This window comes from Nannocystis sp. RBIL2, assembly GCF_026626745.1.
Classification (GTDB): domain Bacteria; phylum Myxococcota_A; class Polyangia; order Nannocystales; family Nannocystaceae; genus Nannocystis.
Window position 1 is genome coordinate 5,707,364 of sequence record NZ_JAPNJW010000002.1, and the last position, 23,913, is coordinate 5,731,276.

The window sequence follows — 23,913 nt, forward strand, 5'->3', positions numbered from 1 at the left end:
CCGCCGAACAATTTCTCCGCGCCGCGAATTTCTCGGCGCGCCGCGAACCAGCCCCGCGCATGGCGCGATCTCACACATGTGACCTGTAGCGCGCGCTACGCGTCCGCAAATCGGCAAAATTGATCTCGAGTTCGGAGACACTATGTGCCGGATGGGGACCGACGAGTTCACCCCCGGCGGACCGGAGCGCAGCGTCGAGCGCACGCCCGTGTCGGTGCGCGGTGACGGCGACACCGTGCCGCGGGCGATGGAGTCGCTGAAGAAGGTCGACGACCCGATCGAGCGCAACCTGGTCAAGCGGGCCCTGTTCCCGCGCCGCGTGACGCCGGTGCAGATCGGGCGCTTCCAGATCCTCGGGCTCGTCGGCCGCGGCGGCATGGGGGTGGTCTACGCCGCATACGACGACCTCCTCGACCGCAAGGTCGCGGTCAAGGTGCTGCTCGCCGAGTCGGTGCGCGACATGACCCTGTCGCGCGGCCGACTGATGCGCGAGGCGCAGGCGATGGCCCGCTTGTCCCACCCCAACATCGTCACGGTCCACGAGGTCGGGCAAGACAACGGCCAGGTGTTCGTGGCGATGGAGTTCGTCCGCGGCGTCACCCTCGACGCGTGGGCGCACGAGCAGCAGCGGCCGTGGCGCGAGGTCGTGGACACCTTCGTCCGCGCCGGCCGCGGGCTCGAGGCCGCCCACCGCGCGGGCCTCATCCATCGCGACTTCAAGCCCGCCAACGTGATGGTCGGCGAGGACGGCGGGGTCAAGGTGCTCGACTTCGGGCTCGCGCGCGCGGCCGACGACAGCGTCCTCGGCGAGCCCGACCTGCCGCGTCACATCGCCCAGGGCAGCTCGGCCCTGGCCCCGCTCACGCGCACCGGCGTGGTCCTCGGCACGCCGGCGTACATGTCCCCCGAGGCCCACCGCGGCGAGTCGTCGACCGCGGCCAGCGATCAGTTCAGCTTCTGCGTCTCGCTGTACCAGTGCCTGTACGGCCAGTCGCCGTTCGACACCACCTCGATGGCGACGCTGCTCGCCGATCTGCGGCGCGGCCGGATCGCGCCGCCGCCCGCGGGCACGCCGGTGCCGACGCGGATCTTCCGCGCCATCCGCCGCGGCCTGGCGCCGACGCCCGAGGGGCGCTTCCCGTCGATGACCGCGCTGCTGGCGGCGCTCGAGCGCGACCCCGGCACGACCTACCGCCGCGTCGCCGCGCTGGTCGCCACCGCCGGGGTCACCGCGTTCGCCGGCTTCTACGCCGCCAGCCCCGGCGACCCCGCGACGCAGGTGTGCCCCGACGCGCAGGCCGAGCTCGCAGGCGTTTGGGACGCGGCCCGCGCGGCCACCGTCCGCGACGCGCTCACTGCCCTGCACACGCCCGCGGCCGACGAGGCGCTCGCCGCCGCGTTGCCGCGGCTCGACCGCTACGCCGCGTCGTGGGTCGAGATGCGCAACGAGGCCTGCCGCGCGCACGCCGAGGCGCGACAGTCGACGCCATTGTTCGACCTGCGCACCGCCTGCCTCGACCAGCGGCGCGCCGGCCTCGACGCCCTCGCCGCCGCGCTCACGCAGGCCGACACCGCGAGCCTGGACAGCGCGGTCAAGGCGATGGCCGAACTGCCGCCGCTGTCGCGCTGCGCCGACGCCCCGGCGCTGAACCAACAGCTCCCGCCGCCCGAGGACTCGCGGCTGCGCCTGCGCGTCCAGGCCCACCGCGAGACCCTCGCGCGCGCCAAGGTCCGCGAGGACGCGGCCCAGTACCCGCTCGGCCAGGCCCTGGTCGAAGAGGTCCTGGCGGACAGCGCCGCCCTCGCCTACGAACCACTGCGCGCCGAGGCGCTGCTGCGCGCCGGCAGCCTGGCGATGGAGTCCGGCGATCACCCGACAGCGGAGCGCCACTACACCGACGCGCTGCTGGCGGCGGTCGGCTCCGGCCACGCGGCGGTGGCGGCGATCATCAGCTCGAAGCAGCTCTTCCTGCGCGCGTCGCCGCTGAACCAGCTGCCACAGGCGAAGGCCCTGATCCCGCTGGCGACCGCGCTCAACCACCGCGTCGCGCACGACGTCGACGTGTACGCCGAGTTCCTCACCAACCTCGGGGTCGTCCACGCCAGGTCCGCCGACCTGCCGCTCGCGCGCCGTCACTGGGAGGAGGCCGTCGCCCTGCGCGAGCGCCACCATCGCGGCGAGACGCTGGCCGGCCTGAACACTTTGTCCAACCTCGGCTGGCTGGCCCGGACCGAGCGCCGCGACGAGGACATGGCCGCGATCTACGAGCGCATCGTCGCCATCTCCGAGCCGCTGCTCGGGCCGCACCACGCCGACCACCTGCGCTACGAGTGGATGCTCGCCGACAGCGAGTGGCGGCTCGGCCGGCCGCGGCAGGCGCTGGCCCGCCTCGGGCAGATCGTGCAGCGCTTCGATCGCGGTACCAGCAATGATCTGCGCGGGCCGATCCTCCACGACCTCGGCATGATCGAGATCGACGAGGGCGACCTCGCCGCCGCGCGCACGCACCTCGAGCAGGCGCTCGCGGCGGTGCCGGAATCATCGGAGGCCCACGTCGACGTGATCCTCGAGCGCATGCGCCTGTCCGCGGCCGAGGGCGACGGCGCGGCGATGGAGGCCGATCACCAGCGAGCCGTGGCCCGCTTGCCCGCCGAGCCCGATCCGCTCGATCCGCGGCTTCACCTCGTGCTGTTCGCCTACGCCCGCTCGCTCGTCGCTCTCGGGCGCACCGCCGAGGCCCTCGCGCCGCTCGAGCAGCTGCAGGCCGCGCTGGCCGGCGCCCAGCGGACCCTCGATGCCGCTGAGATCACGTCGCTGCTCGGCGAGCTGCGGCTCGAGCTCGGGCACCTCGACGAGGCCGAGAAACACCTGCAGCATGCGCGCGCCGAGCTCGAGCGCTCGGCCCCGCCGCGCAGCCTGCTGCTCGCCGGCGACCTGACCGCCTTGGCCGAGCTGGCGCTCGCGCGCGGCCGCTTCGAGGAGGCCGCCGGCTCTGCCGCGCGGGCGCTGGCGATCTACGACGACGTCTCCGAGCCCGACCACACGCCGGCCGCCCGCGCCCGCTTCGCCATGGCGCGGGCCCTCGCCGCCGACGCGCCGGTCGCCCCCGCGAACGCCCGGGAGCTCGCCGAGGAGGCGCTCGCGGCCTTCCGCGGCAAGTCGCGCGCGGCCGACGTCCGCCGCGTCACTGTCTGGCTCGCCGAACACCAGAAATCCGTGTCAGGTCAGTGACCGACGGCGCGTATCCTCCCGCCGCATGTCGATCCCGACCCTCGCGTCCTACTCCCTCCTCGGCCGCAGCGGCCTGCGCGTCAGCCCGCTGTGCCTCGGCACCATGACCTTCGGCACCGAGTGGGGCTTCGGCTCGCCGCGCGACACCGTGTTCGAGCTGCTCGCCCGCTACCTCGACGCCGGCGGCAACTTCATCGACACCGCCGACGGCTACACCGGCGGCACCAGCGAGAAGCTCATCGGCGAGTACCTCAAGGACAGCGGGCGCCGCGAGCAGGTCGTGCTCGCCACCAAGTTCTCCTTCAGCGTCCAGCCCGGCGACCCCAACGCCGGCGGCAACTCGCGCAAGCACATCCGCCGGGCCCTCGACGCCTCGCTGCGGCGGCTGCAGACCGACTACGTCGACCTCTACTGGCTGCACGCGTGGGACGGCCTCACTCCGGTCGAGGAGGTCATGTCGACCCTCGACGACCTCGTGCGCGCCGGCAAGGTCCGCTACGTCGGCCTGTCCGACGTGCCCGCGTGGTACCTCGCGCGCGCCCAGACGATCGCCGAGCTCCGCGGCAGCGAGCGGCTGGCCGGCCTGCAGCTCGAGTACTCGCTGGTCGAGCGCAACATCGAACGCGAGCACATCCCCGCCGCCCTGGCCCTCGGCCTCGGCCTGTGCCCGTGGAGCCCGCTCGGCAGCGGCATGCTGACCGGCAAGTACGGCCGCGCCGGCACGCGCGCCGAGGGCGAGGGCCGCCTGGTGATGATGCAGAGCAGCGGCAACCCGGCCTTCGAGAAGCTGGTCTCCGAGCGCAACTGGCAGATCGTCGACGTCCTGGTCGACGTCGCGCGCGAGCTCGGGCGCTCGCCGGCCCAGGTCGCGCTCAACTGGATCACCACTCGCCCGGGCGTCACCTCGACGATCATCGGCGCCACCAAGCCCGCGCAGCTCGAGGACAACCTCAATTCGCTCGAGTTCACGATCCCCGCCGAGCTCGCCGCGCGGCTCGAGGTCGCCAGCCGCCCCGAGACCGTCCACCCCTATCACTTCTTCTCGCCCGGCATGCGCGGCATGCTCACCGGCGGCACCACCGTGCAGGCCGCCCCGGCCTGGTACTGGCCGCGCTGACCCGCAGCGGGCGCGCGTCGACGCCGACGCGCGCCCCGCGATTCAGTACACGAACGGCACGATGCGGTACGGCACCTTCTCGCAGTAGCGGTCCCAGTCGGCGCCGTACTTGCGCTGGCACATCGCGTGGTCGCGGCGCTCGCGGTTGAGCAGCAGCGGCGCGAAGTAGATGAAGTAGAAGTACGGCACGAGGCTGCCGAAGCCGCACGCGAGGCACCACGCGAGCGCCATCGTGAGGTCGCCGAGGTAGTTGGCGTGGCGCGCGAGGCCCCACCAGCCGGACAGCAGCAGCTTGGTGCCGCGGGCAGTGTCCATGGCGACGGGGACCTCGCCCCAGATCGGGCGCCGGGGATCGCTGCGGAACCGCGTCTTCTGCAGGTTCGAGCTGCGGAACACGTAGTAGCCGGCGAAGTTCATGACGATGATCGCGGCCGCGGCGAGGGAGGGCAGCTCGGGCCGCACCTCGAGCACGTACTGCTGCTGCAGCGTGAAGTTGAACGGCATCCACGCCAGGAACGCGAACCACAGCATGAAGCCGAGGTTCTCCTCGATGATGTCGATCGTCGACAGCAGCGCCGACTCGAACACGAAGAACTCGAAGATGTAGAACAGCTGGCACAGGCTGACGACCAGCATCGCGGTCGACAGCTCGCCGTGCTGCTGCAGCTCGGCCGCCGGCATCAGGATGGCGAAGGCGCCCCACGTGCCCATGCCGATGCGCGACTCGAAGAAGAACTTGAGGTCGTGGCGACCGATCCGCGGGTTCTGGATCGCGCCCATGTAGAAGTCGTAGACGGGGTTGCCGGTGCTGCGCTCGAGGTGCGCGCGGCGACGGCCGGCGACGTAGGTCAGCGCCGCGGCGGCGACGGCGAACGCGACCGAGAGCGTCAGCAGCGGCCCGAGCTGCCCCAGCACTGCGACCGGCGACACGACGTCGGCGGCGATGCCCAGCCCCAGCAGCCCCACGGTCAAGCCGAACGCGACCAACCCGTTGAGCCGGTACTCGGCCCGCTCGCCGGCCTCGGTCAGCCGCCCGTGCACCACCCGCCCCGGCACTACCACGTACAGCAGCGCCTGCAGCCCGAGCCACGCGGCGAAGATCGCCGCGGCCTCCCACGTCGGCGCCGGGACCATCGCCGCCAGCTCTGCGAGCGAGCGCGGCAACCACAGCGAGCCGCCGTGCTGCGCCACCGCCGACCACAGGTAGAACGTGACGGTCGGCATGACGATCGTCAGCAGCAGCGCCCCCCAGGGGCCGCCGAATTGATCGGGTCGAGTCTTGTCGTGCGCGGGCTCCGAATGGCCGGTCGTCATCGGCAGGGACGATAATGGCCGGCGCCGCGAATCTCCAGCCGGCCGGACCCGACGCGAGGGCATGCCCGCCCAGAGCCGCGACGTCGCGCCTCACCCTTGCGACCCGCGTGACGCGTCAGGGCGCGGGTGCTCGCGCCCCATCCGACCGCCGCCGCCCATGGTGATCCCGAGCACGACGCACGCGCCGGGTAGATCTCCCGCACCGCCCCCCGGCACCCGCGGTTCGCGCGACAGCGGCTCCCGCACGAGCCGCAGCCGCGTGCGCTTCGCCTCGACAGGACCACCGCCCACCCTGGCTCGCGACCGCGGCTGTCCTTTCGACCAGGTCCATCCTCACTCCCCTCGAACCGCGCGAGGCATCCACAGCTGCCCAGTCGACCAGGTCAATCCTCACCCATCCCGACCGCGCGAGGTGCCCGCCCGCGGCTGTCCCATCGACCAGGTCACTCGTCCCGGACCGCGCTCGAGGCTGCTTTTTCTTTTTATGACCGGCGCGAGCTCGTTCACCGAAACCCGCGCCCTCGCGGCGAGCTGAGCGCATGCTCGAACTGCTCCAGCGCCGCGAGGAGCCCTGCGCGCTGCAGCTTCGCGTCGCCGCGCGGATCGGCGGCGCGCCCGGCCACGATCTCGCGGACCTCCTGCAGCGACGCCCCTGCCCGCTCGAGCTCCGCGCGGACCGCCGGCCCCGCTTGCTCGACCTCGTTGGCCAGCTCCCACGCCTGCTGCAGCGCTGCGTTGAAGCCGTTCGTGTCGAGGTGGGCCCGGATCGTCCCCGCCTCGCGGGCCAGCCGCGCGCAGCTCGGGGACAGGTGCTCGAGTCGGCGCGCGTCCTCCGGCAGCGCCTTCACCTCGGATACCGCGCCGATCATCTTCCACGCCACCGGCGCCGTGGCGATCGTCAGCAAGATCCACAGAAACACCAGGGACTCCGAATTCTGGTCGCCGCGGCCGCCGATCAGCGAGATCCCGAGCGCGAACAACACCAGCGACGGCCCCGCGCAGACCGCCTGCCACGCCGCCGCGAGGACGAACTTGCGCAACGCCCTGGCCCCCGCTCCGCCCCTCCGTCGCGCCACGCCGCCGACCGTCGGCTTCGCCAGAGCCGTCGTGCGGCTCGAATCGCCCCCGGGCGCCTCACCCCGACCTGCCCCTTCCATCATGTCCTCAAAACAATGTTCTTAAAAACATGTCCAAAAAGGCATGTTCTTGAAAACATTCTAAAAACTCACCGGGCGTCGCAGCTCGCTCAGCTCGAGCCCGGCCGTCTCGCGCAGCCAGTGCTCGATCAGTCGGAACGACACCGACAGCGGCGGCGGGAGCACCAGCGACCCGTCGGCCAGTGAGCGGACGATCTCGTCGGCGGTGAACCACCGGGCGGCCTCGAGCTCGGGGCCGACGCGCAGCTCCGGGCCTTGCGCCTCCGCGGTGAAGCCGAGCATCAGCGACGCCGGGAACGGCCATGGTTGCGACGAGTGGTAGTCGCACTCGGCCACCACCACGCCGCTCTCCTCGAACACCTCGCGGCGGACCGCGTCCTCGAGCGTCTCGCCGGGCTCGACGAAGCCGGCCAGCGTCGAATAGCGGTTCGGCGGCCAGCTCGCCTGGCGCCCGAGCAGGCACGAGTCGCGCCAGCCGACGATGACGATGATCGCCGGGTCGGTGCGCGGGAAGTGGACGATGCCGCAGGCCGGGTCGGTGCAGCGGGCCTTGTGTCCGGCCGCCACGAAGATCGTCGGCGACCCGCACGCGCCGCAGAAGCGGGCCCGGGACTGCCAGTGGAGCAGGCCGCGGGCGTACGCGAACAGCCCGGCGTCGAAGGCCGGCAGCGCCAGGCCGGCCGCGCGCAGGTCCATCCATTGCCCCGCGAGCGCGCTCGCCAGCGGCTCCTCCTCGTCGCTCGGATGGGCGACCGCGAAGTGGGCCACCTCGTCGGCCTCGCCGAGGTACCACACCGGCGCCGCGCCCAGCCACGCCGCCCGCTCCGCCTCCGCGAGCAGTCGCAGCCCGCGGCGCGCCGCGTCGACCAGCGCCTTGCCGTCGGGCCGCACCACGGTGAACCGCGTCGTCGCCGCGCTCCTGCGCGTCTCGATGAATTCCTGTTCGTCGCGGCGCTCGCTCGCGCGGTCGAGCGCCAGCCCGGCGAACACGTTGTTGCGGCTGCGGGCGCTAGTAGGCACGGTCAACCTCTCTCCTGCGAGCGCAGCCGCGAGCGCGCGCGGCCGGAGCGGTGATGGGGACGCGGTGGTTGCATCGGCGGCGGGCAGCATGCCGCGTCCGTCCTCGCCGCGCCAGCAGCCCCGTCCTCGCACCGCCGCGGCGCATGCTCCGGCCCGATCGGCCCGTCGACCGCGTCCGCGGCGACCCCGCCGGCGCGTCGGCGCCATTGTCATGACCTGTCCCATCGGCCATCCCCACATTCACCGTTCTGCCCCGCGAATTTCGCGTCGCGCACAGCCCGCAGAGGCCCCGCATCCGCGGGGGTGTCGCCGACAAACCCCTGAACAAAAGACTAGCACCGGCGCGCGATAACGCGTACAAGGGGCGCGGAGACACCCCACATGTCGATCACGTTCTACTACAACCCCATGTCCTCGGCCTCTCGCGTCCAGCTCACCCTCGCGGAGCTCGACATCCCCCACGAGAAGGTGTTCGTCGACCTGAAGGCCCAGGATCAGCGCAAGCCGGAGTTCCTCGAGCTCAACCCCAACGGCAAGATCCCGACGATCGTCATCGACGGCCAGCCGATGTTCGAGTCGATCGCCATCCAGATCTTCCTGGGCGAGCGCTTCGGCGTCGAGCGCGGCCTGTGGCCGGCCCTGGGCTCGCGCGAGCACATGCAGGCGCTCACCTGGCTGTGCTGGGCCCAGGTCTCCCTCGGCACCCCGCTGTTCACGTACATGCACAACACCAGCGAGTGGGCTCCCCCCGAGGCCCGCAACGCCAAGCAGGCCGAGACCTCTCTGGTCGAGCTTCACAAGGCCCTCGAGGTCCTCGACGCCCGCATCGGCGAGGTCGGCAACATCGTCCACGACAAGTGGACCCTCGTCGACGCCGACGTGTGGAGCGTGCTCGGCTGGGGCCTGCAAATGGCCAAGGTCGACCCCTCCAAGTACACCCACCTGAGCGCCTGGCTGGAGCGCGGCAGCAAGCGCCCCGTCGCCTGCGCCCTGATGGCCGCAGAGCAGCAGGCCCACTGAGCCGGCCGGTGCGAGTCGCATGAGCTCCGCGGGGACGACACCGCGAGCCTCGGCGATTCGCACCCGACGAGCCGCTCGGCGCGAGTCGCAAGATCTTCGCGGGGACGACACCGCGAACATCCGACGATTCGCGCCAGTGATACGATTGTAGCGAGTACACCGGAAGATCCGGCGATCACGCCAGCCGCATGATTCGCCGCGAGGGCATGCGGTCACCCGCTGCCCCGCTCCTCCTGAGCGGGGCTTCGGAAAGTTCGCGCCGCGCGGCTCAGGACCGCCGCCGCCGCCACGCCAGCAGGCCGAGGCCCAGCAGCGCCACGCTGCCCGCCGGCGAGCCGTTCGCGTCGCACTGGCAGCCGATCTCCCCCTCCGCCTGGCACGTGTTGCCCTGGCACGAGGCGCTGCCCTCCGCGTACACCTCGATTTCCAGCAACGCCTTCAGCGCGTCGACGCAGGCGTCGAGCTGATCGCCGACGTCGACGAATTGCCCGTCGCAGAACAGCGCGCCCTCCGGCCGCTGGCAGTGCAGCTTGCAGCCGCCCTCGAGGTCGGCCCGGCAATTGGCGTAGCCGCCGGCCTGGCAGTCGATCTGGCAGTCGAGGTCGGCCTGCGCGTCGCACGAGCCGGTGCAGGCCGCCTGGCACTTGGCCTCGCAGTCGACCTCGGGCGGCGTGACCTTGCACTGCCCGTCGCAATCGGCCGAGCACGTCGCCTCGCACGAGCCCTTGCACTCGGCCATGTTCTCCGAGGCCGAGCAGTGGCCGTCGCAGTTGGCGCTGCAGTCGGCCTGGCACTCGAGCTGGCAGTTGAACTCGCCCGGATCGACCTCGCAGTCGGCCTGGCAATCGGCCTCGCAGCCGCCGACGCACTCGACGCTGGCCTCCGCGTTGCACTCGCCGGCGCACTCGGCCCGCAGCTCGGCCGCGCAGGCGGCGGTCAGGCTCACCGGCTTGCACATGCCCTCGCACACGGGGCCGATGTAGATCTCGCACTCGGCCCCGCCTTGCACGAAGATCTCGCCGCACGGCGCCAGCGTCGACGCGGCCTGGACCTCGGCGGCCAGCAGCAGCGGGGTCGCAAGAGCCAGTGTGGAGAGGAGGACGGAGAATGTGCGTCGCATGATGAGACCTCGTGGGAAGCGTCGATGCAATTGCACGCGATCGCCGGCCGGGCCAGCTCCGAAGCGTGCGCTGAAGCGCCGCCGAGCGAGCCCAGCCGCGACGATGCCGTCGACGCTACGGATGAACTCGAGTCTCCCGCAGCCCTCCCGGCAGCGAGCGGGCGGCGAACGAGCAGCCGAGGCCGCCTGAAGCTCCGCCGACTCCGCCCGGCGCAATTCGCGGCCCCGCCGATCTCCCACCCGACGATTTCCGATCTCCCCCGCGCTCTTCGACGTCCTCCCGAATTCGCCGCTCAGCGTCCGCCGATCTGCCACCCGGCGATGCCCGCCTCCTCATCCTCTTCGTCGCCGTCGGGAGGTCGCCGCCCACTCTCCCGCGCACCGACGGGAGTCCTGAGCGCGAGCTCGCGGCGCAGCGAGCCGCGGCTGACGAGTCACCGCGAGCCGCCGACTCGCCGTGCAATCGCGGCGCAGCGGGCCGCGGCTGGCGAGTCACCTCGCGGCGCCACGCCAGGAAATCCGAGCGTCGCCGACTCGCCCGTGCCGCGGCTCCGTCGCGGCCTCGTTGTACAGGCACGGTGGCGCCGTCGTGCTCGACCTGATCGCCGCACCTCCACCGCTTTGTGAATCGTCGGAGTACCCGCTGCGACATCGGTGCCACACGGGCACACCGCTCAATACCCACAGACCCGGTGGTTCAATCGAATGGGTCGAGATCGCCGACGCCCGGGCGCGAGCCGCGAATGCGTCGAGCGCCCGCGCGACTGCGAGCGGCTGCGCTTGAACCTCGCGCGAGCCCCCTCTCCGCCGCCGCCGGAGCGCCGAGCGAGGGCGCGTGTCCGCGCGGCTCCGCGCGGCCTCGTTCACGCTCTGCGCAGGCAGGCCGCTCACCTCGGTGAAGACGATCGGTAACATCGGTTCAATGGCCTTTCTCCCCCTCCTGGCGCTCGCGCTCTCCAGCGCTCCCCCCGAAGCCGCGACCCCTGCCTCCCCCGACTCCGCGGTCGCGGCCTGGCAGCCGGCCGCCGAGCCGTCCACCGCCGATCCACCTGTCTCTCAGGACAGCTCTCAAACAGTCACGGCCGAGCCCGCTACGCCGACCGCAGCTCCGTCCTCACCGAGCGCACCGGCCCCCGCCCCGGTCGAAGGCAAGCCGCCCGACACTCAGCCGGTCGTGCGGGCTGCCCCGGGCAACTGGGGCATGACCTTCATCTTCGGCGGCCTCGGTCCGCTGTCGGTCGCGGGCCACGGCGATCAGCCGCTGGCCGACGGCCTGATGTTCACCGAGATCGGCGTCCGTCGCGTCTTCAAGCGCTTCGTCCTGCCGTTCTCGTTCGGCGCGGGCATCACTCACCGCACGCGCGAGGGCACCACTCGCCCCGAGATCTCCGCCGGCGTCAGCGGCTCGATCGCCGTGCTCAAGGGCTTTCGCGTGTGGCGGCGGATCGCCCCGTACACCGGCGCCTTCCTGCACGTCCACTACATCGACGCCCCCGGCCCCGACAACTGGCTCGTCAACCTCTCCGTCGGGCCGATCCTCGGCATCGAGTACTACCTCGCCGATCGCGTCAGCCTCTACGGTCAGGGCGTGTTCGCCATCGGCCCCGACATCACCCGTCAATCGGTGCAGGTGGTCGCGCGAGCGATGATGGCCGCCGGCGGTCAGCTCGGCCTCACCTTCTACTTCTAAAATTTCAAAACGAATCTACATGTCTCTTTGGACATGTCATCCGGCGCTCCGGCCGGTTTGCGAGCGCCGGTTCGGCGTGCCACGCTTACGTCCCGTGATACGCCGCCTCTGTCGCGTCGCCGCGGTGCTGCCCGTCGCTTGCGCCGGCTGCATCTTCCCGCTCTCGCCCGATCCCACCGCTACCGACGCGAGCACCGCCGCGCCCGGCACCGCCGCCACGAGCGACGGCGATCCGGCCACGAGCGCGCAGGACTCCACCACCGCTGCAGATTCCACCACCCCTGGCGCCCCGACCACCGGCGACCCCTCGAGCGGCCCTGACGATACAGGCGACGACCCGCCCGATCCGAGCGGCCCCGACCTCACCGGCGACGACGACCCCTCACTCGAACCAGTCGTCACCGAGGTGTGGGACTTCGAGGCCATGGACCTCGGCGACGTCGACGGCGACGGCCGCCTCGACCTCGTCACCTCCGGCACGGGTGCGCCGCCGCGGATCACTGTCTACCCGGGCCGCGGCGACGGCACCTTCGATCGTGACGCCGCAGTCGACACCGCGCTCTTCACCTTCTCTCAATTCGTCGTCGCCGACATCACCGGGGACGGCCGCGCGGACGTCCTGGCCCATGGGACAGGTAGCCCTCCGCGCGTCACGGTGTACGCCGGCGGCGAAGACCTCGGCCTTGCCGAGCTCGCCACCACCGAGCTGTTCGAGTTCGACCTCATGCACGCCGGCGACCTGACCGGCGACGGCCACGCCGATCTCCTCATCGGCCGGGGCGAGAGCCCCTCCCCGTGGCTGCAGGTGTGGCCCGGCACCGCTGACGGCATCGCCGACGCGCCTGTCTTCGAGGCCAGCCCGTGGGCCTACGCCCTGCTGCGCAGCGGCGACGTCACGGGCGACGGCCACCTCGACCTCGTCACCGCCGGCACCGGCTCCCCGCCGCAGCTCCGCGTCCATCCCGGCGACGGCGCAGGCGGCTTCGGCGAGCCCGAGATCACCGAAGTCTTCAACCTCGCGTGGCTCGACCTCGGCGACATCGACGGCGACGGCCGGGCCGACGCCGCCACCGACATCCCGAACAACGCCTGGCGCTTCCAGTTCTACCTCGCCACGCCCGACGGCTGGAGCCCCGCGATGGCCCGCGACGGCTTCAATTTCCTCCGCTTCGAGCTCGGCGACGTCGACGGCGACGGCCGTGCCGACCTCGTCGCCCACGCCGCCGGCTACCCGCCGCGCGTCGAGGTCTACCTCGCGTCCTCGCTGCTATGAAACGAGGCGCTCAGCCCAGCGCGGCGAGCATCGTCGGATTGTCGATATGATAATAGACGCCCGCGACCTTGCCGTCGCGGATCTGCCACACGTGGGCGATGGGCACGTCGAAGCTTCGGCCGTGCGCCTTCTCGGTCCCGCGCGAGCGGCCGAGGGCGACCACGTGATCGCCGGCGTCGATGAAGCGCTCGAGCGCCAGCGTCGAATCGACCGAGCGCAGGAGGCGGGCGAAGAACTCGCGCAGCCCCGCCTCGCCCTCGTAGTGATCGCCCCAAGGCACCTCCCGGGATTGATCGATCTGCACGTCGGGCGCGTACAGGGCCAGCGCCGCCGCCAGGTCGCGCCGGGCGTACGCCGCGTACACCTGCTTCACCACCTCGACGTTGTCGCGCCCGGGCGTCGCGCCCGGCATCCACTCGATGTGCTGCTCGCCGCGGCGGCCGTGGTACACCACCTGCCTGCCCGAGATCCACACGTCGTAGCCGACGCAGCCGGCGGCGCGGGTGCGGCGGACGAACTCGGGGTATTTCACCTCGCCTTGCTGGGCCCCGCGCACTGCGGCCTGGACCGCGGCGCCGTCGAATGCGTCGGCGATCGCCGGCTCCCGCAGCTCCAGCGCGAACGTGTGGACCTGGTCGTCGGTCGTGTAATACGTCGACCGGCCCGCGCGGTAATCGACGTGATACGACTCGACCCCGGCCACGATCAGCCGCTCGACCACTGTCCCGAAGTCGATGGTGCCCGCGTGTGACTGGCGGGCGCAGTCCTCGATCGTCTGATAGTTCGCGCTCTGATTCGTCATGTCTCGCGCTCCTGGCCCCTCAGTCGATCGGGGCGCTCGTGAGGTGATGGGTCCGCGCGAGCTGCTGCAGCACGCGCAGCAGCTCGTCGCGGACCGGGGGCGGCAAGTGGCCGAAGAACTCGTGGTCGTTGGCGTCGGCCAGGTGGGCCAGGCGCGGCACCAGGGCCTGCCCGGCCGCCGTCAGGGCCACCGCCTGGTGCCGGCGATCGACCTCGGACGGCGAGCGGATCGCCAGGCCCTTCTCCTCGAGGCGGTCGATCAGCTTCGACACCGCCCCCTTTGTCATACCCAGGGATTTTACGAGAGACCCCGGCGACCCGGTCCCGAGGCGGTACAACTCGCGCAGCACCACCCACTCGGACACGCTCACGCCTTCCGCCTCGACCTTGAGCCGAAAGGCGTGCGAGACCTGGTTGGATACCAGCCGCAGCCAATATCCGAGGTGCGCCTCGAGCCCGCTGACCTCCTCCTGCCCGCCTGTCGTCATCGCAAGATGATACTAGTTTCCTCGGAAACTAATGTCAAGGACTTCGGGTATAGTCCCCGTCGCGACGCGCGAAACCGCAGGGACTGGCGGCGGCGCGCCCGCCTCTCCGGCTGAGTTCGCCGGGCCATGGGCCCCTCACGGGGGGACGAACTCCGTCCGTATGGCTTTGCTGTTCCCGTTCGGGAATAATCGCCGTCGGGAGAAGCTCCAGGGAATGGATCAGCTGTTGGCGATCCGGGTCTTCACGCGCGTCGTCGAGGCCGGCAGTTTCACCAAGGCGGCGGCGGCGCTGCAGCTGCCGAAGGCCACGGTGACCAAGTTGGTGCAGGGGTTGGAGGCGCGGCTGCGGGTGCAGCTGCTCGAGCGGACCACGCGGCGGGTCACGGTGACGGCCGACGGGGCCGCCTATTATGAGCAGACCGGCCGCCTGCTCGGCGAGCTGGAGGACATCGAGGCGACGCTGAGCAGCGCGCACAAGCGTCCGCGCGGCAAGCTCCGGGTCGACCTCAGCGGCATCACCGCCAGCATGCTCCTCCTACCGGCGCTGTCGCGGTTCTACGCGCTCTACCCCGACATCGAGCTCGAGCTCGAGGCCAGCGACCACGTCGCTGAAACGATCTCCGACAACATCGACTGTGTCATCCGCGGCACCGCGTACGACCTGGCCCACGTGTCGCGCAAGCTCGGCGCGCTCCGCTGGGTCACCTGCGCCTCCCCCGGTTACCTCGAGCGCCACGGCGCGCCGCAGCACCCGCGCGACCTCGACGGCGACCACTTCGTCGTCGCTTACGTGCCCCCGCGGACCGGCCGACCGATGGTGCTGCATTTCGAAAATGGCGACGAGACGCTCGCCATCAAGGGCCGCTGCCGCCTCGCCCTCAACGACAGCAACCCGCACCTCGCCGCCGGCGTGGCCGGCCTCGGCGTCCTCCAGGTCCTCGAGTGCATGGCTCACCGCCACCTCGAGCGCGGCGAGCTCGTCCCCGTGCTGACCGACTGGCAGCGCCCGCCCCACCCGCTCTACCTCGCGTACCCGCAGAACCGCCACCTGAGCGCCAAGCTGCGCGTGTTCGTCGATTGGGTCGAGGCGCTGTTCGCCGACGACCTGGGGAGGTTTTCGGACACGTCCTTTGCGACATGTCCGTAAAGCCATCCACGGTAGCAGCCGACCAGCCTCGTTCACGCCTCCATCTCGACCAGCGTCGTGCGCCACCTGCGGCGCTCCGCTCCCCGCCCGCACGCGGCGCCGGCCGGCCTCGTCATTCGCGCCGGAGCCGGCCAAAGCTCCGCCCGCCCGCCCGCCAGGCTCGCTTGACGGGGGGGGCGGCGATGCTACGAACCTCCGCGGTCCACCTGCCGAAGGAGCGCACATGACGTCGAAGCGGGACAAGGAACGTGGCGAGCGGCGCGAAGCAGACTCGCGCGAGCGAGCGACCGGCGCGGGTGAAAACGAAGGAGAGGGGCTCTCGAATTCGACCCAGCGGGCGAAGTGGATCCACTCGATCGACGAGCACGAAGATCGGCCCGGCCAGACCCTGGCCACGCGCAACCACGACGTCATCTGCCGCTGGGCCGAGGAGCGGCGCGCGAACCCGGCGACGATGAGCAGCACCGAGCACGGCGGGCGCGCCGGCGTGCTCCGCTTCGACTTCCCGGGCTTCGGCGGCGAGAACCTCGAGGAGATCGAGTGGGACGAGTGGTTCAAGCCGTTCGACGAGCGGCGGCTGGTGTTTCTCTACCAGGAGCACAAGGCCAGCGGCGAGCCCAGCAACTTCTTCCGCCTCGACAACCTGAACCGCGAGGACGCCTGAGCGCGAACCGGCCCCTCGTCGCCACTCCACCGGTGTCATGGTGGTCACGGTCGCCAGCGACATCCGCGTCGTGAGCGGGCCGGCCGCGAGCGCCCTGATCCGCCGGGCCGCGTCCGTCCGCTATCTCCAGCGTCATGTCGAAGACACCTTGGCTTGTTTCCTTCCTGCTCCTGCTCGGCGCCTGCAACCACCTCGGCGAGAACACCGAGACTGGGCCCTGCTACTACAGCCCGGAAGTCGTGGTGCCGCGCGCCGATTATGACGCGGCCGAGGACGACGGCGAGCTGTCGACGGACGAGTGTGAGGCGCTGTGCAACGAGAACCTCGAGGTCGAGGAGTCCGGCGGGCCCGAGACCGTGGACGTGCCCGAGTGCATCGTCGAGATCGTCGGGCCCAAGTTCGTCACCATGGAGTGCCGGGTCGAGACCGGGTGCGCGTGAGCCCGCGATTCATCCGCTCGGTTGCACGAACATCAGGAAGATCGCAATCGCGGTCGCCACGAAGGCCGCGAGCAGGAGCAGCGGTTGACGCGCTTCGGCAGAGAAGTCCACTGTCAGGACGCTAGCAGAGTCTCGCAGGACCCGGGCGAGGCCGCGACATCGAGTCGCACCGCGGCGCTCGTGCGACGCACCACGGCGGCGCGAGCGGCGACGCGAAGATGACACACGGACATCGGGACGCCCCCGTGCTACGCGGTCGTCATGAAGGAGCAGGCCGCGATCATTGCCGGCCTCTGTTGCCATTCGCGGGGCCGGCCCGCAATTCTTTCTGCCAGCGAGACTATGCACATACCGCGCAGATCGGCGAGGGTCACTCGCCGCTCGTGACCCGCTGGATCGCGTCGAGCAGGTCCTTGGCCTGGAACGGCTTGGTCAGGAACGCCAGCGCGCCGGCGCGGAAGCACTGCTTGCGCACGTCCTCGTCGCCGTGCGCGGTGAGGACCACCACCGGCAGCCGCGACGCGCGGCGGCCGAGCTCGACCAGCAGGTCGACCCCGCTCATCCCCGGCATGCGCACGTCGAGGACCAGCGCGTCCATCGCCGCGACCTTGCCGGCGGCCAGGAACGCCTCGGCCGACGCGAACGTCTCGACGTTGAAGCCCGTCGACCCCAGCAGGTTGCCGAGCGAGCGGCGCAGCGACGCGTCGTCGTCGACGATCGCAATCAGCCGTTCGTCGGTCATTTCAATCGTCCTTCGTCGGCCGCTTCGAGGTGGCCGAGGCGCAGGGCGAAGCGCACCAGCTCGGCGACCGAGCCGACCCGCATCTTCTCCATCACCTTCGCCCGCTGCTCCTTCACCGTCGCCTCGCGCGTGCCGAACTCCGCCGCGATCTGCTTGTTCAGCTGGCCGGCCACCACCCCGCGCATCACCTCGCGCTCGCGGGCCGTGAGGGACTCGTAGCGGGCCGTCAGCGCCGCCAGGTCGTCGCGCTCGATGCGGGCCACCCGGTCGCGCTCGATCGCGTCGCGGACCGCCGCGATCAGGTCGGCCGGCTGGAACGGCTTGGTCATGAACTCGACCGCCCCCGCCTTCATCGCCCGCACCGACATCGGGATGTCGCCCTGCCCGGTGAGGAAGATGATCGGCAACCCGACCCGCGCGTCGGCCAGACGGCGCTGCAGCTCGAGGCCGTCGAGCTGCGGCAGCTTGACGTCGAGCACCGCGCAGCCGCGCGCGTCGGAGCGGTCGGCCGACAGGAAGCTCTCGGCGCACGAGAACGTCTCGACCTCGAGGTCGACCGACGCGAGCAGCCGGCTCAGGCTGAGGCGCACGGACGGGTCGTCGTCGACGACGAACACTTTCGGGGTCGCGGGAGAGGAGGTCGAGGTCGCGTTCATCAGGAGCTCCGCTGGGAGAGGCGTGAGATCGCCGTGAGCGAGAAGCCGAATGTAGCACCGATGCCGGACGGGTTGGGTCGGGCCCACAGGCGCCCGCCGTGGCGCTCGATGATCGAGCGGCTGATCGCCAGCCCCATCCCCAGGCCATGCACCTTGGTGGTGTAAAACGGCTGGAACAGGTTGGTCAGATCGACGCTGTCGATGCCGACGCCGCAGTCCTCGACCTCGACGACGACCGACGCCTCGGCGTCGCCCCACTCGACGAACGTACGAACTGTGATGCGCCGACGACCGGGTTCGACGTCGCGCGACGCGTCGTTCGCGTTGAGGACCAGGTTGAGGACGACTTGCTGCAGCTGAACCTGGTCGCCGACGACCGCCGGCAGGTTCGGCTCCAGCGCCGTCTCGAGCACCACCTCGGCCTGCAGCAGCTGGCGGCGCACGACCGGCAGCACCCCGTGGACGACTGCGGTGAGGTCGCAGGGGTTGGTCTCGATCGACGAGCGCGACAGCAGCGCCCGGATCCGCCGCAAGATCTCGCCGGCGCGGCTGCCCTCGCTGGCGATCGCCGCCAGCGACTCGCGCACGTTGTCGAGCTTCGGCTGCGGCGCCGACAGCCAGTTGGTCGACGCCGCCGCCTCGGCGATGATCGCGGTCAGCGGCTGGTTGATCTCGTGGGCGATCGACGCCGCCAGCTCGCCCAACGTGGTGATGCGAGTGACGTGGGCGAGGTCGGTCTGCGCCCGGTGCAGCGCCGACTCGGAGCGCTCGAGGTCGAGCTCGGCCCGCCGCCGCGCCAGCGAGTTGGCGAACACCTCGCTGAGGATCCGCAGGCGCTGGCGGATCTGGTCGGTCCATCGTTGATAGCGCGAGGTGCACGCCAGGTTGAGCGACGCGATCGTCACCCCGCCGACGAGCAGCGGCAGGCCGATCACCGACTTGATGCCCATCGCCGCCAGCGCCTGCTGCTCCTCGCGCTTGCGCTCCGGCATCAGCTTCACGTCGTGGACCGGCACGTCCTCGGCGCGGCGCATCTCGTCGACGCTCTCGGGGAACATCGTCACCGTGTTCGGCGGCAGCGCCACGCCGGACTTGGCCCACGTGTGGGTGGTGATCGCGTGGGCGCCCGTGTGCGAGAACCAGAAGATGAAGATGCTGTCGACCTCGAAGAAGCCGCCGACCTCGGCCAGCGCCTTGTCGATCTCCGCGTCGAGGCGGTCGGTCGGCGCGGCCGCCAGCCGGCTCGAGACCGAGGAGCGCAGCGACCAGAAGCGGACCCGCGAGTCGAGCTCCATCTCGGCCTGCTTGCGGTCCTCGATGTCGGTGCTGGTGCCGTACCACTCGACGATCCCCTGCTCGTCGTAGAGCGGCTGCACCCGCGTCAAGAACCAGCGATAGACCCCGTCGGCGCGGCGCAGGCGGGCCTCGAACGAGCCCGGCTCGCCCGAGTGCACCAGCCGCTGCCAGTGCGAGCGCGCCGCCTCCGTGTCGTCGGGGTGGGTCGCGCTCGGGTGGCGCTGCGCCTGCGCCTCGCGCAGCGACAGGCCGGTGTAGTCGAGCCACTGGCGGTTGAAGAACAGCGCCGAGCCGTCGGGCCCCGCCGACCACGCGAGCGTCGGGATCGTGTCGATGATCCGCGTCAGCCGGCCCTCGGAGCGGCCGACCTCGGCGTAGAGGCGCGCGTTCTCCAGCGAGATCGCCGCCTGTGACGCCAGCAACGTGAGCACCGCGATCCGCTCGGACGTGAAGGCGTGCGGCGTGAGCGTGTTCTCGAGCAGCAAGATCGCCACCAGCTGCGACTGCTTGGCGATCGGCAGGCACAGGAGCGACCGGCAGCGGTGCCTGGCGATGTACGGGTCGCCCGCGAACGGGTGCGCCTGCAGGGCGTCGTCGAGCAGCACGCTGTCGCGGGTGCGCACCACGTATTGAATCACCGACTCCGGCAGCTCCTCCGCCGGCGCCGCCGCGCCGCGCAGCTGCACCGCCACGCCGTCCTCGCAGGTCGTCGCCGCCGCGGCGACCTCGAGCTCGCCGCGCGCCACGGTCACCAGCACCCCGCGCGTCGCCCCGGCGCTCTCGACCGTCGTGCGCATCAACGCCTCGATCAAGCGCTCGAGCACGATCTCGCTCGACAGCGCCTGCGACGCGCGGAGCACCGCCGCGACGTCGAGCCGCTCGAGCAGCGCCTCGCCGGTCGACACCGGCGAGCGACCGGCCCGCAGCCGCCGCGCCAGCAGCTCGACCTTGCCGCGCGCGCCCCAGCGGTCGTACAGGCCCTGCGCCTCGCGGGTGTACGCCGCCGCGATCGTGGCGAACCCGCGGCGCTCCCAGAAGCGCCCCGCCAGCTCGTTGGCGACCGCCTCGAATTGCACGAAGCCGTCCTCGCGCGCGCGGAGGATCGCCTGCTCGTAGAGGCGCTCCGCCGCCAGCTCGCGGCCCTGCAGGCGGGCCAGCTCCGCCTCGACCAGCGCCGCCTGGCAGCCGAACGTCTGCGGCGACTCCTCGGCCCACCCGACCAGCTGGGCGTGGTGCGCCGCCACGCGCTCGACGTGCTCATCCTTGCCGCTCCCGTCGCTGACCGCCGCGTGGGCCAGCGCGGAGTACAGGTGGAACTCGGCCTCCTCGTAGAACCGCGCCGCCACGTCGAGGCACTCGCGCGCCCGGGCGGCCACCGCCACCGCCTCCTCGTAGCGCTCGCGGTGGAAGCAGCCCTGCAGCTCGCGGACCCACCGGAACACCGCGAGCAGCGCGCCCGAGTCGTACGGGTCGCTGAAGCGCCGCTGCTCGGGGGCCTCGTCGCCGCCGAGCGGCGCCCGCAACGTCCGGATCAGGTCGAGCTGGGCGCCGATCAGCTCCATCGCGAACGCCGAGCCGGCCTGGTGGGCCACGCCCAGCGCGCTCTCGGCCTCGCGCTGCACCTCGGCCAGCGGCGTGCCCGCGGCCATGAGGAAGGTGATCGCGAACCCGCCGCAGTACGCCGCGTAGGGGTCGCCGCACTCGACCGCCTTCTCGCGGGCCCGCTTGATGATCGGGTGGCAGGCCCGCAGGTGGCTGGTCCACGGGATCACGTTGATCGCAAACACCATCAGCACGCGCGCCGCGTAGCGGTCGAGCCCGCGCGTCTCGACCAGGTCGGCGCTCAGCCGGCCGAACCGGTAGCCGTCGCGGTACGCGGCGAAGCGTGGACCTATCACGCTGGGCAGCAGCGAGAAGGCCAGCGCCGAGCCGTCGGTGTTGCCGTACTCGAGGCTGAGCAGGACGATGTGGATGATGAGCAGCGCGTAGAGGTCCTTGTCGACGAAGTACGCCGGCGTCGCCGACAGCGACAGCACGTCGATCACTGCCCGGCGCTGTGGGTCGGTCATCGGCGGCAGGTCGAGCAACGCCTCGATCGAGCGCTCACCCATGCGCGCGCGCATGCCCTCGTAGTGCGCGCGCACCTCGTCGTCCGTCAGCGCGGCCGGCAGGACGATGTCGACCCCGCGCAGGTAATCGCGGCAGATCGGCACCACCCGGTCGAACCGATCGGTGGTCGTGTACAGGTGGATCTGCATGCACACGATCGCCGCCAGGTCGATCGGGTCGCTCACGCGCGCCGCCAGCCACGCCAGCCGCGCCTCGGCCGAATCAGTCGCGCCGCTCAGCCACTCGCACTCCGCGAGCGCCAGCTCGATCGGGAACGCCAGCGCCCGGCACCGCTCCCAGGCCTCGGCCGGCAGCAGCGCGCGGGCCTGCGTCAGGTACTTCAGCGCCTGGGCGTACGCGCTGGCGGCCTTGGCCCGCCTGCCCGCGAGCAGGTCGAGCTCGGCCAAGAGCAGCCGCTCTTCGTCGTCGACCACCAGCGACGCGCCGCCGTTGTACTGGTTGACGATGTCGAACACCGCCTCCTCGCGCCGCTCGCTCGGCGTGCTGGCCAGCAGCCGCCGCGCGATCCGCCGGTGGGCCACCGCGCGCTCCGCCTCGCCGAGCAGCGCGTAGGAGGCCTCGCGCACGCGGTCGTGGAGGAACGTGTAGGCGCCGTCGAGCTGGTACACCAGGCCCGACCGGATCGCCTCCGCCAGCGCCGCGTGGATGTGCTCGCCGTGGACTTCCTCGAGGGTCCGCGCCGAAGCCGTGCGGCCGAGGCAGGCCAGGTCCTTCAGCGCCTCGCGCGTGGCAGTGGGCAGCCCGCCGAAGCGCGTCAGCATCAGCTCGACGACGTTGTCGGTGAAGTTCTGGGCCTGGATCCGCGCGACATCCCAGGTCCAGCTGCCGCTCGCCGGGTCGACGCCGATCAGCGCGTCGTCGTAGAGCGCGGTGACGAACTGGATGGTGAAGAACGGGTTGCCGCTGGTCTTCTCGTAGACGAGCCGCGCCAGCGGGCGCGCGTGCTCGCGGCTGCAGCCCAGCGCCCCGGCGAACATCTTCTCGACGTCCTGCACCTGCAGCGGCGGCACTGCGATCTCGCACAGCGTCGCGCCGGCGGCGGTGATCCGCTCGAGCGTCCGCGCCAGCGGGTGGTCGGCGCCGAACTCCTGATCGCGATAAGCGCCGATCACCAGCAGGTGCTTCACTTCATCCTGCCGGACCACGTGCTCGAGCAGGGCCAGGGTCGCCTCGTCGGCCCACTGCAGGTCGTCGAGGAACAGCACGAGCGGGTGCTCGGCGGTGGCGAGGACCGCGAGGAAGCGGCGGAACACCGCGTAGAAGCGGTTGTTCGCCTCCTCCGGGCCCAGCTCGGCGACCGCCGCCTGCTCGCCGACGACGAGCGCCAGCTCGGGCACGAGGTCGACCATCAGCTTGCCGTGCGGCCCCAGAGCGCGCTGCAGCGACTCGCGCCAGCGCCCGACCTCGCCCTCGCTCTGGGCCAGGATCCCGCGCATCACCGTGCGGAAGCCGTGGGCGAACGGCGCGTACGGGACGGCGCGGGTCGACTCGTCGGCCTTGCCGCTGGCGAACAGCGCCCGCGCCGGCAGCAGCTCGCGCCGCAGCTCGCCGACCAGCGACGACTTGCCGGCGCCCGGATAACCGCTGACGAGCACCAGCTCCTTGGCGCCGCCGGACACGACGCGGGCGAAGCTCGCCAGCAGCGCGTCGGTCTCGCGCTCGCGGCCGTACAGCTTCTCCGGCACGCGGAGCCGCCGCGACACGTCCAGGGCGCCGAGGCGGAACGGCTCGACGCGGCCGAACGACTCCCACTCCGCGAGGCAGCGCCGCAGGTCGGTGAGCACCCCGCGCGCTGACTGGTAGCGGTCCTCCGGCGCCTTCGCCAGCAGCTTGGTGACGATCGCCGACACCGGCCGCGGGATGTCCGGCAGCAGCTCGTGCGGCGGCCTCGGCTCGCGCGCCAGGTGCCCGTGCAGCAGCTCCGCCGGGTCCGTGGCGGAAAACGGCAGCGCCCCGGTGAGCAATTGATAGAGCGTGACCCCGAACGAGTACAGGTCGCTGCGCGCGTCGATCGACCGGTTCATGCGACCGGTCTGCTCCGGGGCCACGTACGCCAGAGCGCTCGCGGGTCGCGGCCCGCCCGCGCTCTGCTGCTCGCGCAGCGACAGCGAGGCGATGCCGAAGCCGGTCAGCCACACCGCGCCGGCCCGGGCGTCGACGAGGATGTTGGCCGGCCGCAGGTCTTTGTGGGTGATGCCGCGCTCGTGCACGCGGTCGAGGGCGATGCCGAGGCCGATCGCCACCCGCAAGAAGGCAGTCATGTCCCACGCGCGGCCGACGAGGCGCTCCAGCAGCTCGCCGCCCGGGTCGCGCAGGACCAGCGCGAGCCGCCCGCCGTCGCGCGCGAGGCCCAGCGGCTGCGCGCCCCACGACGGCTCGATCGCCTGCCGCAGCGCGTGCTCGTGCTCGAGGCGAACGACCGGCCCGAGCGCGACCAGGACGGCCGCTCCGTCGCCGCGGCGGACCCCGCGCGACAGCACGACCTCGCCGTCCTCCCACAGCCGCTGCAGGCGATCCACATCGACGGGCATCGGCTCGCCGCCGGCTCCCCCAGGACTCTCGAGCGTGGTTGCTGCTGCCATGTTGGTGGCCCGCGAGAGCGCGAT

The 23,913-nt window shown here is 71.6% G+C and carries 17 protein-coding genes; 8 read left to right on the forward strand and 9 right to left on the reverse strand.

What is annotated here, in order from left to right; all coding sequences use genetic code 11:
* The first annotated feature begins 151 nt into the window (after window positions 1–151).
* On the forward strand, window positions 152–3,232 hold the full coding sequence (locus OV090_RS47455) for a serine/threonine-protein kinase (RefSeq protein WP_267711708.1): 3,081 nt from the start codon (window positions 152–154) through the stop codon (window positions 3,230–3,232).
* 25 nt (window positions 3,233–3,257) lie between these two features.
* Window positions 3,258–4,349, forward strand: a complete 1,092-nt coding sequence (locus OV090_RS47460; protein ID WP_267711710.1) for an aldo/keto reductase — start codon at window positions 3,258–3,260, stop codon at window positions 4,347–4,349.
* A gap of 42 nt (window positions 4,350–4,391) precedes the next feature.
* Here the strand turns inward: OV090_RS47460 and OV090_RS47465 are convergent, their stop codons facing one another.
* The 3 genes from OV090_RS47465 to nudC form a co-directional block, all read right to left on the reverse strand.
* Window positions 4,392–5,663 (reverse strand): hypothetical protein, encoded by a 1,272-nt coding sequence (locus OV090_RS47465; RefSeq protein WP_267711711.1) that lies wholly within the window; start codon window positions 5,661–5,663, stop codon window positions 4,392–4,394.
* A gap of 503 nt (window positions 5,664–6,166) precedes the next feature.
* Window positions 6,167–6,739 (reverse strand): hypothetical protein, encoded by a 573-nt coding sequence (locus OV090_RS47470; RefSeq protein WP_267711712.1) that lies wholly within the window; start codon window positions 6,737–6,739, stop codon window positions 6,167–6,169.
* A 141-nt stretch (window positions 6,740–6,880) separates the two neighbouring features.
* Window positions 6,881–7,840 carry an NAD(+) diphosphatase gene (nudC, locus tag OV090_RS47475; RefSeq protein ID WP_267711713.1) on the reverse strand — a complete coding sequence of 320 codons (960 nt, stop codon included), beginning with the start codon at window positions 7,838–7,840 and terminating at the stop codon, window positions 6,881–6,883.
* A 381-nt stretch (window positions 7,841–8,221) separates the two neighbouring features.
* Here nudC and OV090_RS47480 point away from each other — a divergent pair, with 381 nt between their 5' ends.
* Window positions 8,222–8,860, forward strand: coding sequence for a glutathione S-transferase family protein (locus tag OV090_RS47480; protein WP_267711715.1), 639 nt, complete (start codon window positions 8,222–8,224; stop codon window positions 8,858–8,860).
* Between the two features lie 268 nt (window positions 8,861–9,128).
* Here the strand turns inward: OV090_RS47480 and OV090_RS47485 are convergent, their stop codons facing one another.
* A complete protein-coding gene (locus OV090_RS47485; protein WP_267711716.1) occupies window positions 9,129–9,980 on the reverse strand; it encodes an MYXO-CTERM sorting domain-containing protein in 852 nt (283 codons plus the stop codon).
* A gap of 922 nt (window positions 9,981–10,902) precedes the next feature.
* On the opposite strand from OV090_RS47485, the gene OV090_RS47490 reads away from it, so the two are divergent.
* Both OV090_RS47490 and OV090_RS47495 read left to right on the forward strand, forming a co-directional pair.
* Window positions 10,903–11,670 carry a hypothetical protein gene (locus tag OV090_RS47490; protein WP_267711718.1) on the forward strand — a complete coding sequence of 256 codons (768 nt, stop codon included), beginning with the start codon at window positions 10,903–10,905 and terminating at the stop codon, window positions 11,668–11,670.
* Window positions 11,671–11,764: 94 nt separating this feature from the next.
* Window positions 11,765–12,943, forward strand: a complete 1,179-nt coding sequence (locus OV090_RS47495) for a VCBS repeat-containing protein (protein ID WP_267711719.1) — start codon at window positions 11,765–11,767, stop codon at window positions 12,941–12,943.
* Window positions 12,944–12,953: 10 nt separating this feature from the next.
* On the opposite strand, the gene OV090_RS47500 is transcribed toward OV090_RS47495, so the two are convergent.
* Complete coding sequence (locus OV090_RS47500; protein ID WP_267711720.1) at window positions 12,954–13,745, reverse strand: nuclear transport factor 2 family protein; 792 nt, start codon at window positions 13,743–13,745, stop codon at window positions 12,954–12,956.
* 19 nt (window positions 13,746–13,764) lie between these two features.
* Window positions 13,765–14,232 (reverse strand): MarR family winged helix-turn-helix transcriptional regulator, encoded by a 468-nt coding sequence (locus tag OV090_RS47505; RefSeq protein WP_267711721.1) that lies wholly within the window; start codon window positions 14,230–14,232, stop codon window positions 13,765–13,767.
* 214 nt (window positions 14,233–14,446) lie between these two features.
* On the opposite strand from OV090_RS47505, the gene OV090_RS47510 reads away from it, so the two are divergent.
* The 3 genes from OV090_RS47510 to OV090_RS47520 all read left to right on the forward strand — a co-directional run bounded on the left by OV090_RS47510 (window position 14,447) and on the right by OV090_RS47520 (window position 16,483).
* A complete protein-coding gene (locus OV090_RS47510) occupies window positions 14,447–15,379 on the forward strand; it encodes a LysR family transcriptional regulator (protein WP_267711722.1) in 933 nt (310 codons plus the stop codon).
* Between the two features lie 223 nt (window positions 15,380–15,602).
* Window positions 15,603–16,043 (forward strand): hypothetical protein, encoded by a 441-nt coding sequence (locus tag OV090_RS47515; RefSeq protein WP_267711724.1) that lies wholly within the window; start codon window positions 15,603–15,605, stop codon window positions 16,041–16,043.
* Window positions 16,044–16,177: 134 nt separating this feature from the next.
* Complete coding sequence (locus OV090_RS47520) at window positions 16,178–16,483, forward strand: hypothetical protein (RefSeq protein WP_267711725.1); 306 nt, start codon at window positions 16,178–16,180, stop codon at window positions 16,481–16,483.
* A 370-nt stretch (window positions 16,484–16,853) separates the two neighbouring features.
* Here the strand turns inward: OV090_RS47520 and OV090_RS47525 are convergent, their stop codons facing one another.
* The 3 genes from OV090_RS47525 to OV090_RS47535 are packed head-to-tail and all read right to left on the reverse strand — an operon-like array spanning window position 16,854 to window position 23,838.
* A complete protein-coding gene (locus OV090_RS47525; RefSeq protein WP_267711726.1) occupies window positions 16,854–17,225 on the reverse strand; it encodes a response regulator in 372 nt (123 codons plus the stop codon).
* Window positions 17,222–17,881, reverse strand: a complete 660-nt coding sequence (locus OV090_RS47530; RefSeq protein ID WP_267711727.1) for a response regulator — start codon at window positions 17,879–17,881, stop codon at window positions 17,222–17,224. Before OV090_RS47530 ends, OV090_RS47525 begins: the two co-directional genes overlap by 4 nt.
* Window positions 17,881–23,838, reverse strand: coding sequence for an AAA family ATPase (locus OV090_RS47535; RefSeq protein ID WP_267711728.1), 5,958 nt, complete (start codon window positions 23,836–23,838; stop codon window positions 17,881–17,883). Before OV090_RS47535 ends, OV090_RS47530 begins: the two co-directional genes overlap by 1 nt.
* Window positions 23,839–23,913: the final 75 nt, after the last annotated feature.